Raw genomic sequence first — 13,589 nt, forward strand, 5'->3', positions numbered from 1 at the left:
TCCCATTTGGTGTGATTTAGGCTCTCGAATTCGTCCATTGATGGAACTCCATCAGCGTGTGCTTTGGCGGCTCACGCTCCAGAGTTTCATTGATGGGCGAACCGGGGCCTACCCCCGCAAATGTCAAACTGCTGCTGCCTCCCCGGCAGAGCCGGGGGAACTCCCGGTTACGTTAGAATGCCGTTACCGTTTGCGGTGCCGATGTCCGACACTTCGTCAGACGCCCCGGCGGCGCCAGGCGGGCCTGATGCCGGCCGTCCGCTTGGCACCCGCCTGCCCCGGCACTACATCAGCCGGATAAGGAGAATCCGAGGAAGCGCCGCTATGATCAACAAGATCGTCCAGTCCATGGCCGACATGATGGCCGGCATCGAGGATGGGTCCGTCGTCCTGCTCGGCGGCTTCGGCGCCGTCGGCCAGCCCAACGCGCTGATCGACGGGCTGATCGAGCAAGGCGCGAAGGACCTGACGGTTGCCTGCAACAACGCCGGCGTCGGCCGCATCGGCCTCGCGCGGCTGATGGACCTCGGGCGCGTGCGCAAGATCATCTGCTCCTTCCCGCGTAGCTCCGACCCCGTGGTGTTCGAGACGCTGTACCGCGCCGGCAGGATCGAGCTGGAAATCGTTCCGCAAGGAACCTTGGCCGAGCGGATGCGCGCCGCCGGCGCCGGCGTGCCGGCGTTCTTCACCGCCACCGGCGTCGGCACGAAAATGGCCGTCGGCAAGGAGCATCGCGACATCGACGGCCGCACCTACATTCTCGAGCAGGCGCTGAAGGGCGACGTCGGCCTGGTGGAGGCGTGGGAGGCGGACCGCTGGGGCAACCTGACCTACAAGCAGGCGGGACGGAACTTCAATCCGGTGATCGCCATGGCGTCGGCGCTGACCCTGGTGCAGACGCAGCATGTCCGCGACCTCGGGCAGATCGATCCCGACCATGTGGTGACGCCCGGCATCTTCGTCGATCGCGTGCTGCACGTGCCGTACGGCGACCCGTCCGGCTTCTGACCCGCGCGCCAAAGAACACCGCACAGCAGGAGAGGTTCATGTCCGAAACATCCACCGCCGGCTTCCGGCCGTTCAGCCGCCAGCAGATGGCGCAGCGTGCCGCCGCCGACATCCCCGAGGGCTGGTACGTCAACCTCGGCATCGGCATCCCGACCCTGGTCGCCGACTACGTGCCGCAGGAGCGCGAGGTGATCTTCCACTCCGAGAACGGCGTCCTGGGCATGGGCCCGGCGCCGGAGGAGGGCAAGATCGAGCCGTGGCTGATCAACGCCGGCAAGCAGTATGTCACCCTGCGCAAGGGCGGCAGCTTCTGCCACCACGCCGACAGCTTCGCGATGATCCGCGGCCATCACCTGGACCTGTGCGTGCTGGGCGCGTTCCAGGTGGCCGAGAACGGCGACATCGCCAACTGGGCGACCAGCGAGAACGACACCGCCCCCGCCGTCGGCGGCGCGATGGACCTGGCCGCCGGCGCGAAGCGGCTGTGGGTGCTGATGGACCACACCACCAAGGACGGCTCGCCGAAGCTGGTGCACCGCTGCACCTATCCGCTGACCGCTCCGGGCGCCGTCAAGCGCATCTACACCAACCTGGCGACGATCGACGTGACGGATTGCGGCTTCGTCGTGCTGGACATCGCCCCGGGCCTGAGCCTGGAGGACCTGCAGGCGCGCACCGAGGCGAAGCTGCACCTGCCGGCGTGAGGTGACCGGAGGTCTGCCGGCTTTGCGGCGCGCCGTGCGCAGGCTCGGACCGTGCCGCTGGCGGGGGTGGGGCCCTGACCAGGGCGCGCGGACTGCTCCGCCGCCGCAATGCCGCGCAGAAGCAGGCAAGCGGACCTTCCACCATGGACCTGCGACGCGCAGACGCCGATGGTTGCGCGGAGCCAGGTCGCTTCCCTGTCGTCATGGCCAGGAACGTTCCCGGCTCGTCATGGCTCGGCTTGTCCCGGCCGCATGCACGCATTTCGGGAATAATACCGACGGCCCAGACCGCCGCCCCTTTTTGTGCGGGCATCTGGCCGGATATTCTTGACGATTCCGTTGCGGAAACCGGTCATCGGACGGGGCCGTTGAAGGGGTGGCGTGGCACGACGGCCGCATGTTCACACGGCGGTCATCTGCGTTCATCTGCGTTCATTTGCGTTCATCTGCGGTTCCCCAATCCGGCATTCTCAGCGCGGTACGGAACAACGGTCGGCGCTCCGACCGGAATGCAGCGTGGCTGTTCATCCTACGGAATAATGGGAACCGCGGATGAACGCAGATGAACGCAAATGCTCCGCGGCGCCGCCGGCCCGGTCCGGGCACCCATGCCGGCCGGCAGCAAGCGGCCTCGGTGGCGCAACACAAAATCAGGTCATCGATCCGGGCCGCTGGTATAACTCGGGAATAACCGCGAAATCAAACGCTTGCCTGTTCGCCGAGCACGTTCCTCCCTCGTCAGGGCCCGGTGCGCCCAGGCCATGACGGTAAGACAACGGCCGCGGACCGGTCATCAGCGCCCATCGGCCGGGCGGCGCTACAGCACCCGGATCTGCTGCGGCGGCAGGCCCGCCAGCAACGCCGCCGCCGTCCGCCCGAGAATCGGATGCACCCAGTCCGGCGCCACCTCGGCCAGCGGCGCCAGCACGAAGGCACGTTCGTGCGCGCGCGGATGCGGCAGGACCGGGTCCGGCGCGGCGCGGACCAGCCCGCCGATGGCGATGATGTCCAGGTCGAGCGTCCGCGCGGCGTTCGGGACGCTGCGCCGCCGCCCGAAATTCGCCTCGAGCCGCATCAGCCGCGCCAACAGGTCCGCCGGATCGAGCGGCACGTCCGGGTCAACCCGCAGCGCGGCCACGGCGTTGACGTAGTCCGGTTGGCCGGATGGAGGCACCGGCGCCGTCACATACCACCGCGATACAGCATGCAACCGCAAGCCCGGAAACAAGTCCAGCGCCGCAACAGCGCGTCGGCAGGTTTCCAGCGGCGCGAAGCCATCCGGACCGGGGATATTGGCGCCGACGCCAATTAGGGCCATAATAGGGCCTCTTACGCCTATACCGTTTCGATGTTCAGAAAATTCGTTCATGGTTATAGTGACTTCTGTTCCGAGTCTGCCCGTTTAACCGCGACGTGGCTCTGCAGTGCCGGGCCCGCGGGATTCCAACCAGTTTCGTAAGGTTACGCTGATGCCTTTTCTACCACACGAGCGTGTCGCGCTATTCATCGACGGTGCCAATCTCTATTCGGCCTCGCGCAACCTCGGGTTCGATGTCGATTATCGCAACCTGCTGGAATCGTTCCGCAAAAAAGCGAACGTGATCCGCGCGTATTATTATTCGGCCGTGCTGGAGACGGAAGAATACTCGCCTCTGAAGCCGCTGACCGACTGGCTGGCCTATAACGGCTATGCCCTGGTGACCAAGCCGGCCAAGGAATTCACCGACGCCACCGGCCGCCGTCGGGTCAAGGGCAACATGGACATCGAGATCGCGGTGGACATGCTGGAGCTGGCCGACAAGGTCGATCACATGGTTTTGTTCAGCGGCGACTCGGACTTCCGCCGCCTCGTGGAGGCGGTGCAGCGCAAGGGTGTGCGGGTGTCCGTCGTGTCCTCCGTGCGAACAAGCCCGCCGATGGTCGCCGACGAGTTGCGCCGCCAGGCCGATGACTTCCTGGAACTGGCAGAAATCGCCCCCGAATTCACCCGCCGCCAGACCGAGCCCCGGCCGCGCACGGCCTCGCTCGGCGCCCCGGTGCGCGGCACGCCGGCCGAACCGTACGCCGATTCGCCCGACGCGGCGTGACCCGGGCGTCCCAAGGCACGTCCCAGGGGGCATCCCAAGGCGCGTACCAACCGGCGTTCCAGGCACCTGCGCCGGATTGCCGGCTGTGCCCTCGGCTTGCCGCCTACCGCGACAGCAACCGTGCCGCCAATCCCGGGTGGTACAACGGGGCGGTGCCGAGCTTCGGGCCGCTTGACGCCGCGTTCCTGGTGGTGGGCCTCGCCCCCGGCGTGCGCGGCGCCAATCGCACCGGCCGCCCGTTCACCGGCGACTATGCCGGCGTCCTGCTGTATGAGACCCTGCTGAAATACGGTTTCGCCCATGGCAGCTATGCAGCCGATCCGGCGGATGGGATGGCATTGCGCAACTGCCGCGTGACCAATGCCGTGCGCTGCGTGCCACCAGCCAACCTGCCCAGGCCGGAGGAAATCCGGCAGTGCAATCCGTTCCTGACGCGCGAGATGGCAGCCATGCCACAACTCCGGGTAGTTCTTGCGCTGGGTGGCGTCGCCCACAAGGCGGTGCTGCAGGCCCGCGGACTGAAAGCCAGCCATACGCCCTTCGTCCATGGCGCGGTCACCCGGCTGCCCGATGGACTGCTGTTGGCGGACAGCTATCACGTGTCACGGCTGAATACCAGTACCGGCCGGTTAACAACCCCTATGTTTCAGGCCGTCATTTCGGATATCCTGGCGCAACTCACATAACGAACCCTGAGCTTGCAATGCGCCTGACTACATTTTCCGACTACACATTGCGGACGCTGACCTATCTGGCACTGCATCCGGACCGTTTCGTCACCATTGCCGAGATCGCTGCGGCCTACAGCATCTCCGGCAACCACCTGATGAAGGTGGTGCAGACTCTGGCCGGCAGCGGCGACGTGATCACGCTGCGCGGCCCGCGCGGTGGCCTGCGGCTCAGCCGCCCGGCCTCGGAGATCCGGCTGGGCGACGTCATCCGCCGCACCGAGCCGGATGCGGCGCTGACCGCCTGCTTCGGCACGCCGGATACCTGCGTCGTGCAGACGGCCTGTCAACTGACCGGCATCCTAACCATGGCGCTGCAGGCGTTCATGGCGGTGCTGGACAACCACACCCTGGCCGATCTGGTGGCGGATCCGGCGACGCTGGTGCCGCTGCTGGAGCGGAACATGGCGCTGAACCCGACGTGCAGGCTCCGCGTCAACAACGCCGTCGAGTAGCGCCCTGCCCGGCTCATCCGGCGGTGCGGCCGACCCGGGCATGGAACAGGGCGATGCCGGCAACCCAGGCTGTGCGCGTCAGAGCGGAAAGCCGCTGGCGAACCGCGTCCCGCGCACCGTCGTGTCGCCGGCCGGTTCCTGGCTGGAGGCCCGGCTCGAACGCCGATGATCCTCAGGCCGGGGCGACGAGTGCGGTCCCTTATACTATTTATAGGTGTCGCCGCAGAAGCCGGCGATCGTGGTGACCACGGCAAACCGCGGCCGGGCTGGGATGCGCGGTCGTTGCCGTCATTGCCATGGCGGCCGAAAGGGCGCCGTCGATCCGACCAAACGGCCCGCGGCGGTTGCCGGCACCGTCCGCCGCGCCGGCTCAGCCGTAGCGTTCCTCCATCCAGGGATCGGCGTTGTTGTGGTAGCCCCGGGTCTCCCAGAAGCCGGGCCGGTCGCGGATGGTGAACTCGATCCGGCGCAACCACTTGGCGGATTTCCACAGGTAGAGCCGCGGCACCAGCATGCGCACCGGGCCGCCGTGCTCGCGGCTTATCGGCCTGCCCTCCCACTGGTGCACCAGGAAGACGTCCGGCTGGTCGAACTGATCCAGGCGGATGTTCGTGGTGTAGCCGTCATAGGCGTGGAAGACGACGTGCCCCACCTCCGGCCGCGGCTGCACGATCGCCAGCAGCGCCCGGGCCGGGACGCCTTTCCAGTGGTTGTCGTAGCGCGACCACTGCGTCACGCAGTGCATGTCGGAGACGCCCTCGGCCTGCGGCAGCGCCATGAACTCGTCCAGCCGCAGGCTCAGGCGGTTCTCGACAGCCCCGTCGACGTCGAGGCGGAACTTCTGTTCCGTCACCAGCGGCTGCTGGCCCAGGTCGAGCACCGGCCAGTCCCGCACCAGCCGTTGCCCGGGCGGCAGGCGGTCCCTGGCCGGATCGGCTGTCGTGCCGGTCAGCAAACGCCCCTCCCGCGCCCAGTCCTGCTTGCGCTCGATCAGCTTGTCCCGGACCTTGCCCGTCGTGCCGATGTCGTCGTCCGCCATGCGCCGCCCCATTGCCGTTCGCCAACAGACAAGCTGATGGCGGCGCGCCGGCTTGCAAGAGGCACCCGGCCGCCAATCGGCTTCGCAACAGCGCCGTCCGCGGGTGATGGGCATGCTGCGGACCGCGCGGCAGGGGCAGGCGTTGAACAGTGGCCCCGGGCTGCTGCGTGTGCTACGAGCAGATATGGGTATGGCAGGAACCGCGTCGCGGCCGGACCAGGCGCCAGACAAGGCGATAGATGTTCCGTGATTGACTGCCGCCCGCAGCCGGACCAAAGATGCGCTGCCATGATCCTTCTTATCGACAACTACGACAGCTTCACCTTCAACCTGTACCACTTCCTGGGTGACGTAGGCGCCCGCTGTGAGGTCTGGCGCAACGACAGGCTGTCGGTGGCCGACGCCATGGCGATGCAGCCGGAGGCGATCGTCCTCTCGCCCGGCCCGTGCACGCCGAATGAGGCCGGCATCTGCCTCGACCTGATCGCCGCGGCGGCCGGGGAGATCCCGCTGTTCGGCGTCTGCCTCGGGCACCAGGCCATCGGCCAGGCGTTCGGCGGCCAGGTCGTCCGCGCGCCGGAGCCGATGCACGGCAAGGTCAGCGCCATCACCCACACCGGCACGGACATCCTGGAAACCCTGCCCTCGCCGTTCCGCGCCACCCGCTATCACAGCCTGGTCGTCGCCCGCGACACCCTGCCGGACGCGCTGGTCCCCACCGCCTGGACCGATGACGGGCTGATCATGGCGATGCATCACCGCACCCTGCCGGTGTATGGCGTGCAGTTCCATCCCGAGAGCATCGCCAGCGAGCACGGCCACACCATCCTGGCGAATTTCCTCGCCATCGCCCGCGGCACGAATTCGCCCGCCCGAGCCGCCTGAGCATGTCCGCCAACCTGAAGCCGACCCTCGCCCGCCTGGCTATCGGCGAGACGTTGACGGACGACCAGGCCGAGGCCGCCTTCGACATCATCATGTCCGGCGAGGCGACGCCGGCGCAAATCGGCGCGCTGCTGATGGCGATGCGCCTGCGCGGCGAGACGGTGGCGGAAATCACCGGCGCGGTGCGGGCGATGCGCAGCCGCATGACGGCGATCGACGCGCCCGAGGGCGCCATCGACGTCTGCGGCACCGGCGGCGACGGCGCCGGGACGCTGAACGTCTCCTCGGCCGTGGCCTTCGTGGTGGCCGGCTGCAGCGTGCCGGTGGCCAAGCACGGCAACCGCGCGCTGTCGTCGCGCACCGGCGGGGCCGACGTGCTGACCGCGCTGGGTGTCAACGTCGATGCGCCGATGGCGTCGCTGCCGGCGATCCTGGCCGAGGCCGGCCTGGTCTTCCTGTTCGCGCCGCGGCACCACCCGTCGATGCGCCACGCCGCCGGTCCGCGGGTGGAGCTCGGGACCCGCACCATTTTCAACCTGCTCGGCCCGCTGGCCAATCCGGCGCGGGTGCGCCGGCAGCTGACCGGCGTGTACCACCCGGACTGGACCCGGCCGATGGCCGAGACGCTGGCGGCGCTCGGGCACGACTCCGCCTGGATCGTGCACGGGCTGGGCCTGGACGAACTGACCGTGGCCGGGCAGAACCAGGTGACGGCGCTGTCGGGCAGCACGATCCGCAGCTTCGTGGTGGAGCCCGAGGATGCCGGCCTGCCGCGCGCGCCGATCGAGGCGATCCGCGGCGGCGATGCGGCGATAAATGCCGCGGCATTGCAGGCACTTCTGCAAGGCGCCGACGGTGCCTATCGTGATACTGTCCTGCTGAACGCCGCGGCCGCCTTGATCGTCGCGGGCAGAGCAGGCGACTTGCGCGAAGGTGTGTCGCTGGCGGCTGCCGCGATCGCATCCGGAGCGGCGCTTGCGGCGTTGGAGACACTACGGCGCGTAAGTGCCGTCACCGAATCCTGAATTATGGGAGACCTGATGGCAGACCAAATTGGCACGATGCCGGATGTGCTCGCCCGCATCTGCGGTGATGTGCGGGCCGATGTCGCGGCACGCAAGGCCGCGCGCGGCATCGACGCGCTGCGCAACGAGATCGCGGCCCGCAACGACCCGCCGCGCGGCTTCGCGTTCGCCCTGAAGAACGCCTCGATGAGCGGGCGCTACGGGCTGATCGCCGAGATCAAGAAGGCCTCGCCGTCCGGTGGTCTGCTGCGCGAGGATTTCGACCCGGCGGCGCTGGCCAAGGCGTATGAGGCCGGCGGCGCGACCTGCCTGTCGGTGCTGACCGAACGGACGCATTTCCAGGGTGATCCAACACACCTGAAGGCCGCCCGCGCAGCGATGTCGCTGCCGGTGCTGCGCAAGGATTTCATGCTCGATCCCTGGCAGGTGTACGAAAGCCGGGCGATGGGCGCGGACTGCATCCTGCTGATCATGGCGGCGCTGAGCGACGCGCAGGCGCGGGAGATGGAGCAGATCGCCTTGTCCATGGACATGGACGTGCTGGTGGAAGTGCACGACCGCGACGAGTTGGAGCGCGCGCTGCTGCTGGAGACCTCCTTGATCGGCATCAACAACCGCAACCTCAAGACCCTGGTGACCGACCTGGCCACCACCGAGGAGCTTGCGCCGCTGGTGCCGCCGGATCGCTTCCTGATTGCCGAAAGCGGCATCCGCAACACCGACGACCTGCGGCGGCTCGCCGCGGTGGGGCCGAACTGCTACCTGGTGGGCGAGAGCCTGGTGCGGCAGCAGGACGTCACCGCCGCGGTCAAGACGCTGCTGGGCGACGGATGAGCGGGTTCACGCACTTCGACCAGAAGGGCAACGCCGCCATGGTGGATGTTTCCGCCAAGGCGGCGACCGTGCGTATCGCGACGGCGCGGGCGCAGGTGGTGATGCAGCCGGCGACGCTGGCGATGATCCGCGAAGGCTCCGCGACGAAGGGCGACGTGCTCGGGGTGGCCCGCATCGCCGGGATCATGGCGGCGAAGCGGACCGCGGAGCTGATCCCGCTGTGCCATCCGCTGCCGATCTCGGCGGTGACGGTGGACCTGGAAGCCGAGGGCAGTGGCGTGGAAATCATCGCCACGGTGTGCACGACCGGCCAGACCGGGGTGGAGATGGAGGCGCTGACGGCGGCGAGCGTGGCGGCGCTGACGGTGTACGACATGTGCAAGGCGGTGGACCGGTCGATGCGGATCGAGGCGCTGCGGGTGACGCATAAGGAAGGCGGGAAGTCGGGGACGTTCACCCAGGACTGAGGCGCGATGGAAGCGCAGGGATCTCTGATTCCATCGGTCAGGTCCGGCGCAGCATTGCCTTGTCTGCAACAACGCTGCGATCGCAACCCCGTATGCGGCGCTGGAGCGGAGAACCGTGTTCCGGCCCATGCGCATCTACGCCTTCGCTCGCAGCAACGGCGGTGGCGTTGCGCCCGGCAGCACGCGCTACCAGCGATTTTATCGTGTGGGCGCTTGCCACCTGATGCTCAGACGCCGGCGTGGGCCTCCCTCCCGTTGCGAGCAACTAACGTCTCTGCCACCCCGCACTGCAGGTTCGGCCCGCGGCCCACGACGGCATGGCCAGATTCACTGGCGGCCTTGCGGAAATAGTTGACGATAAAGACACGAACCGCGCTGGTGCGGCCGCCGGCCACACGAGCGGCCTCGACATGACGCATCAGGTTGCTGATGTCTTCCGACTCCCGCTCGCAAATCTCATTGAGCGCGTCCCAGAGCTCCGGCTCCAGCCGCATGCTGGTCCGACCTCGCTGAGCAACGACATTCCGACTAACAAGACGACTGGCTTCCATAGTGATCTCCTGATTACGGAGACGAAAATAGTGCAAATTTATTCACCGGCCGCTCACGATGGCGTGGAAATTGATGGATTATTCTGTATTTTTGCACAAATTATTATGAGTAAGACATAGATCTGGGATTGCTTTAAGCCGGCAGCCGGCATTTGTGCGGGAGCATGAGGATTTGTGGGGCGGTCAGGCGCCCGCTTCCTGTCGCCGTTGACAGCCCCCCACTGCTCCAGGAGCGGACGCAGGGCCGCATCCAGGGCGCGGTTCAGGTTGCCGCGCCAGGGCAGCCACGTGGCCAGCAGACAACGGCTACTTTCGCGGCGTGTCCCGGATCAAACTCGGGGCTTCCCATGCTCTCCCCGGGCATGACGGGGCAGCACGCCCATTGCGCCCGCTGCCCCGGTCCGCGCCGCCCTACCCCCGCCGCGGCACGGTCAGGTTCACCGTCACGTTCTTCCGCTGGGTGAAGCTGTCGAGCATGCCCTCCAGCGAGAATTCCCGGCCGATGCCGCTCTGCTTGTAGCCGCCGTAGGAGTGACCCATCTGCTGCCCCAGCCCCTGGTTCACCTGCACCCAGCCGGACTCGATGGCATGCGCCGTGCGCAACGCGCTGCCGATGTCGTGCGTCCAGACATAGGCGGCGAGGCCATAGTGGCTGTCGTTGGCCATGCGGACCGCCTCGGCCTCGTCGGTCCACGGGATCGCCACCAGCACCGGGCCGAAGATCTCCTCGCGCGCGAGGCGCCAGTCGTTGGAGGTGTCGGCGAACACCGTCGGGATGGCGAAGTAGCCTTCGCTCAGCGGGCCGCTGGTGGGCGGCAGGCCGCCGAACACCAGGCGGGCGTCCTTGCGCTTCAGCCCCTCGTCGACGTAGCCGCACACCTTGCGGAACTGCTTCTCGTTGATGATGGTGCCGATGTCGGTGCTCTCCTCCAGCGGGTCGCCGAGCTTCAGCGCCTGCACCTTCGCCTGCAGCTTGCCCAGGAAGCTGTCGAAGATGTCCTTGTGCAGGAACAGCCGGGAGCCGGCGGTGCAGGACTGGCTCTGCCGGGTGAAGCGCATGCCGGCGATGACGCCGTCCACCACCCAGTCCTCGTCCACGTCGGGATAGACGATCGACGGACTCTTGCCGCCGAGCTCCAGCGACACCGGGACGATGCGGTCCGCCGCCGCGCGCATGATGATCTTGCCGACTTCGGTCGAGCCGGTGAACGACATCTTGCGGATCACCGGATGCTGCGCCAGCGGCCCGCCGCACTCCTCGCCCAGGCCGGTCAGCACGTTCAGCACGCCGGGCGGCAGGAACTCCTGGCAGATTTGCGCCATCAGCAGCACGCCCAGCGGGGCGTCCTCGGCCGCCTTCAGCACCATGGTGTTGCCGGCGCACAAGGCCGGCGCGATCTTCAGCGCGCCCAGCATCACCGGGGCGTTCCACGGAATGATGGCGCCGACGACGCCGAGCGGCTCGCGGCGGGTGTAGCTGAGGACGTTTTCGCCGAGCGGGATCGTCTCGCCCTTCAGCTCGCCGGCCAGGCCGCCGAAATAGCGGAAGACGTCGGCGGTCAGCGTGGCTTCGGGCCGCGCCTGGGTGCGCAGGGCGTTGCCGGTTTCCTCGGCGATGACGCGGGCCATCTCCTCGATGCGCGCTTCCAGCGCCTCGGCGATGCGCAGCAGCATGCGGCCGCGCTGGCGGGGCGGCACCTTGCTCCAGGCCGGGAACGCCTTCTGCGCCGCCTCCACGGCGCGATCGACGTCTTCGCGGCCGCCGCGGGGAATCGTGGCGATTGGCGTGCGCCGGGCCGGGTTCTCGACCGTCAGCACGGCGCCGGAGGCACTGTCCACCCGGGCCCCGCCGATGAGCATCTGCGCGTGGCGGGGTGCGGTGGCGGCGGAGCGGGTCTGGTCGGTGACGGACATGGGCGGGTTCCTCGGCTGGCTGTCTCTTTATGGTGTCGCGCATATAGCGTCCGGCCCGGGGTGGGTCCAGACAGGGGACCGGACGCCTGACAGCAACGGGCCTGCCGAACGACCGTTCCCGGCCAAGGGTCGCCGTGGGCAGACTCGTCGGGTAACGCCAGAACCGGACATTCAGCACGACGAGATGACGCCCCGTTCGCGCCCCGGCCGCCATTCTGCCAGTTTGGCTCACTCGTCCTTGGCTCACTCGTCCTTGGCTCACTCGTCCTTGGCTCACTCGTCCAAAACGGACATTCCGGTGGCTGCATCGCAGGCTGAAACGGGTGGAGCGGTGTCGTTTGCGCACGTCGTCCTGTGCGGCATCAGTCGATTATGCCGCCGCTTTTGCGCGTCGTCCGGGTGAGTCTTTGACCGTGGCACACAGTTTCGGCTTCGACGCGAGCGCGCCCGATCCATCCAGCACCATGTTCGCGCCGGGCAGGCGCCTTCTTGATCTGGCGGAGCGTCAGCAAACCCTTGCCCGCATCGCGGCCACAAAAGCGTCGGCTTGCGCAACCGCCCATGTGGCGTCGTCAAGCGAGGGCGGGTCGCCGACATAATCGGCGATCTGGCGAAGTCGCTGCACCTGGTTGATGGCCCGCCCCAGCGCGGCCTCGACCTGACCACTGGTCACCAGGTGCTTGCCGAACGCGGCGATCAGGCCGCCATGCGTCTTATAGCCTTCGTCCGGCGCGCCGACGCCCGCCACCAACAAGGCCGCGCGTGCCGCATTGAACATAGCATAGTAGGCGCGGTTGCAGGCCCCCTCGGCGTCAAGGTCGCGTAGCATCGCATGTGCTGACCGCAAGGCGCGCTCGGCCTTGCTTATGTACGCTGCGGAATTGGCGCTGCGCTTCATAGCGTCAGGCCCTCACGCCTGATGTTGGCGATCAATGCTGGATTGCTGAAGCGCTCAGGGTGTTCAAGCTCGTCCTTCCAGAGCGGCAAGGCTTCGACCAGGATACCGGTTTCCAGCATCACATCGAACGCTATGCCCGCCATCTCACGGATGGCTTCGGTGCGGTCGCCTTTGGGACCGTCCAGCACGACGGCAATGTCGGCGTCGCTCCCTGCCGTATTTGTGCCCCGGGCGCGGCTGCCAAACAGGATGCCCTCGACCACGGGGTATTTGCCCTCGAGGCGGTGCAGAAAAGCGCGCGCTGCCCGTTCGGTCACGGCGTCCATGGATGGCCTGGCGGGGACTGACAACGGTGCCGTTGCGGCGGCCAGCCGTGATATCGTGCTTTGGCTGACATGGAAGCGGCGCACGAGATCGGCTTGCGTTGCCGCGCCGGAAGCCAGCGCCTCTGCTGCTTCGCGGCGCTGCTGTGGCGTCAGCTTCGGCGGGCGGCCCGTAGGCTGCCCGCGAGCCTTCGCACGGGCGCGACCTTCGCCGGTGCGCAAACGGATCAGTTCGCGCTCAAATTCGGCCAGGCCGCTGAGCACGGTCAGCATCACGGGGCCGTCGGGCGTCGTGGTGTCGGCCCATGTCTCGCCGAGGGAACGGAAGGCGGCCCCGCGCCGGGTGAGGACATCAAGGATAGCGAGCAGGTCGCGGGTGGAGCGAGCCAGGCGGTCAAGGCGGCTTACCACCAGCGTGTCGCCGTCGCCAATCATGCCGAGCAAGCGGGTGAGTTCGGGACGGTCGGCGTTCGCGCCGCTGATGCTTTCCCGGAAAATGCGGGTGCAGCCGGCCTCCTTCAGCGCCCCAAGCTGGGCGTCGAGGGTCTGACCTTCGGTGGAAACGCGGGCATAGCCAAAAACGGTCATGGGCTACGTTACCGGAGCCGCCTATTTATGCAAGTATGTTTTGCATAATCTGACCCGTTGACAGGAAACACCTGCAAAACCCA

At 67.5% G+C, this 13,589-nt stretch carries 15 protein-coding genes; 9 read left to right on the forward strand and 6 right to left on the reverse strand.

Annotation, left to right across the window (positions count from 1 at the left end):
• Positions 1–324: 324 nt before the first annotated feature.
• Both CCS01_RS31360 and CCS01_RS31365 read left to right on the forward strand, forming a co-directional pair.
• Positions 325–1,008 carry a 3-oxoacid CoA-transferase subunit A gene (locus tag CCS01_RS31360; protein ID WP_104523059.1) on the forward strand — a complete coding sequence of 228 codons (684 nt, stop codon included), beginning with the start codon at positions 325–327 and terminating at the stop codon, positions 1,006–1,008.
• 38 nt (positions 1,009–1,046) lie between these two features.
• On the forward strand, positions 1,047–1,712 hold the full coding sequence (locus CCS01_RS31365) for a 3-oxoacid CoA-transferase subunit B (RefSeq protein ID WP_104523061.1): 666 nt from the start codon (positions 1,047–1,049) through the stop codon (positions 1,710–1,712).
• Between the two features lie 817 nt (positions 1,713–2,529).
• Here CCS01_RS31365 and folK read toward each other — a convergent pair.
• Positions 2,530–3,030, reverse strand: coding sequence for a 2-amino-4-hydroxy-6-hydroxymethyldihydropteridine diphosphokinase (gene folK / locus CCS01_RS31370; protein WP_104523062.1), 501 nt, complete (start codon positions 3,028–3,030; stop codon positions 2,530–2,532).
• Positions 3,031–3,181: 151 nt separating this feature from the next.
• Here folK and CCS01_RS31375 point away from each other — a divergent pair, with 151 nt between their 5' ends.
• The 3 genes from CCS01_RS31375 to CCS01_RS31385 are packed head-to-tail and all read left to right on the forward strand — an operon-like array spanning position 3,182 to position 4,982.
• Positions 3,182–3,799: a LabA-like NYN domain-containing protein gene (locus tag CCS01_RS31375; protein WP_104523064.1), complete on the forward strand. Its 618-nt coding sequence runs from the start codon at positions 3,182–3,184 to the stop codon at positions 3,797–3,799.
• A complete protein-coding gene (locus CCS01_RS31380; protein WP_104523066.1) occupies positions 3,796–4,485 on the forward strand; it encodes a uracil-DNA glycosylase in 690 nt (229 codons plus the stop codon). The genes CCS01_RS31375 and CCS01_RS31380 overlap by 4 nt, the downstream gene beginning before the upstream one ends.
• 17 nt (positions 4,486–4,502) lie before the next feature.
• Positions 4,503–4,982, forward strand: coding sequence for an RrF2 family transcriptional regulator (locus CCS01_RS31385; protein WP_104523068.1), 480 nt, complete (start codon positions 4,503–4,505; stop codon positions 4,980–4,982).
• Between the two features lie 370 nt (positions 4,983–5,352).
• Here CCS01_RS31385 and CCS01_RS31390 read toward each other — a convergent pair whose 3' ends face one another.
• Complete coding sequence (locus CCS01_RS31390; RefSeq protein WP_104523152.1) at positions 5,353–6,021, reverse strand: sulfite oxidase-like oxidoreductase; 669 nt, start codon at positions 6,019–6,021, stop codon at positions 5,353–5,355.
• A gap of 288 nt (positions 6,022–6,309) precedes the next feature.
• Between CCS01_RS31390 and CCS01_RS31395 the strand changes: the two genes are divergently transcribed.
• The 4 genes from CCS01_RS31395 to moaC are packed head-to-tail and all read left to right on the forward strand — an operon-like array spanning position 6,310 to position 9,232.
• Positions 6,310–6,906, forward strand: coding sequence for an anthranilate synthase component II (locus CCS01_RS31395; protein WP_104523070.1), 597 nt, complete (start codon positions 6,310–6,312; stop codon positions 6,904–6,906).
• A gap of 2 nt (positions 6,907–6,908) precedes the next feature.
• Positions 6,909–7,931 carry an anthranilate phosphoribosyltransferase gene (trpD, locus tag CCS01_RS31400; RefSeq protein ID WP_104523072.1) on the forward strand — a complete coding sequence of 341 codons (1,023 nt, stop codon included), beginning with the start codon at positions 6,909–6,911 and terminating at the stop codon, positions 7,929–7,931.
• Between the two features lie 15 nt (positions 7,932–7,946).
• Positions 7,947–8,765: an indole-3-glycerol phosphate synthase TrpC gene (gene trpC / locus CCS01_RS31405; RefSeq protein ID WP_456307628.1), complete on the forward strand. Its 819-nt coding sequence runs from the start codon at positions 7,947–7,949 to the stop codon at positions 8,763–8,765.
• Positions 8,762–9,232 (forward strand): cyclic pyranopterin monophosphate synthase MoaC, encoded by a 471-nt coding sequence (moaC, locus tag CCS01_RS31410; RefSeq protein WP_104523074.1) that lies wholly within the window; start codon positions 8,762–8,764, stop codon positions 9,230–9,232. Before trpC ends, moaC begins: the two co-directional genes overlap by 4 nt.
• A gap of 227 nt (positions 9,233–9,459) precedes the next feature.
• Here the strand turns inward: moaC and CCS01_RS31415 are convergent, their stop codons facing one another.
• The 4 genes from CCS01_RS31415 to CCS01_RS35935 all read right to left on the reverse strand — a co-directional run bounded on the left by CCS01_RS31415 (position 9,460) and on the right by CCS01_RS35935 (position 13,506).
• A complete protein-coding gene (locus CCS01_RS31415) occupies positions 9,460–9,783 on the reverse strand; it encodes a ribbon-helix-helix domain-containing protein (protein ID WP_104523076.1) in 324 nt (107 codons plus the stop codon).
• 411 nt (positions 9,784–10,194) lie between these two features.
• The gene (locus CCS01_RS31420) at positions 10,195–11,697 is read right to left on the reverse strand and encodes an aldehyde dehydrogenase family protein (RefSeq protein WP_204848490.1); all 1,503 of its coding nucleotides are present in this window, start codon (positions 11,695–11,697) and stop codon (positions 10,195–10,197) included.
• 505 nt (positions 11,698–12,202) lie between these two features.
• Entirely contained in the window at positions 12,203–12,595 is a 393-nt protein-coding gene (locus tag CCS01_RS31425) for a HEPN domain-containing protein (RefSeq protein WP_104523078.1), read from the reverse strand.
• Positions 12,592–13,506 (reverse strand): recombinase family protein, encoded by a 915-nt coding sequence (locus tag CCS01_RS35935; protein WP_104523080.1) that lies wholly within the window; start codon positions 13,504–13,506, stop codon positions 12,592–12,594. The genes CCS01_RS31425 and CCS01_RS35935 overlap by 4 nt, the downstream gene beginning before the upstream one ends.
• Between the last annotated feature and the right edge of the window lie 83 nt (positions 13,507–13,589).

This window comes from Rhodopila globiformis, assembly GCF_002937115.1.
GTDB classification, from domain to species: Bacteria; Pseudomonadota; Alphaproteobacteria; order Acetobacterales; family Acetobacteraceae; genus Rhodopila; species Rhodopila globiformis.

What these genes read in the sequence shown, in the direction of transcription:
- CCS01_RS31360 (WP_104523059.1), top strand. Translation starts at nt 325, where the DNA reads ATGATCAACAAGATCGTCCAGTCCATGGCCGACATGATGGCCGGCATC.
- CCS01_RS31365 (WP_104523061.1), top strand. Translation starts at nt 1,047, where the DNA reads ATGTCCGAAACATCCACCGCCGGCTTCCGGCCGTTCAGCCGCCAGCAG.
- folK (WP_104523062.1), bottom strand. Translation starts at nt 3,030, where the DNA reads ATGGCCCTAATTGGCGTCGGCGCCAATATCCCCGGTCCGGATGGCTTC.
- CCS01_RS31375 (WP_104523064.1), top strand. Translation starts at nt 3,182, where the DNA reads ATGCCTTTTCTACCACACGAGCGTGTCGCGCTATTCATCGACGGTGCC.
- CCS01_RS31385 (WP_104523068.1), top strand. Translation starts at nt 4,503, where the DNA reads ATGCGCCTGACTACATTTTCCGACTACACATTGCGGACGCTGACCTAT.
- CCS01_RS31390 (WP_104523152.1), bottom strand. Translation starts at nt 6,021, where the DNA reads ATGGCGGACGACGACATCGGCACGACGGGCAAGGTCCGGGACAAGCTG.
- CCS01_RS31395 (WP_104523070.1), top strand. Translation starts at nt 6,310, where the DNA reads ATGATCCTTCTTATCGACAACTACGACAGCTTCACCTTCAACCTGTAC.
- trpD (WP_104523072.1), top strand. Translation starts at nt 6,909, where the DNA reads ATGTCCGCCAACCTGAAGCCGACCCTCGCCCGCCTGGCTATCGGCGAG.
- trpC (WP_456307628.1), top strand. Translation starts at nt 7,947, where the DNA reads ATGGCAGACCAAATTGGCACGATGCCGGATGTGCTCGCCCGCATCTGC.
- moaC (WP_104523074.1), top strand. Translation starts at nt 8,762, where the DNA reads ATGAGCGGGTTCACGCACTTCGACCAGAAGGGCAACGCCGCCATGGTG.
- CCS01_RS31415 (WP_104523076.1), bottom strand. Translation starts at nt 9,783, where the DNA reads ATGGAAGCCAGTCGTCTTGTTAGTCGGAATGTCGTTGCTCAGCGAGGT.
- CCS01_RS31420 (WP_204848490.1), bottom strand. Translation starts at nt 11,697, where the DNA reads ATGTCCGTCACCGACCAGACCCGCTCCGCCGCCACCGCACCCCGCCAC.
- CCS01_RS31425 (WP_104523078.1), bottom strand. Translation starts at nt 12,595, where the DNA reads ATGAAGCGCAGCGCCAATTCCGCAGCGTACATAAGCAAGGCCGAGCGC.
- CCS01_RS35935 (WP_104523080.1), bottom strand. Translation starts at nt 13,506, where the DNA reads ATGACCGTTTTTGGCTATGCCCGCGTTTCCACCGAAGGTCAGACCCTC.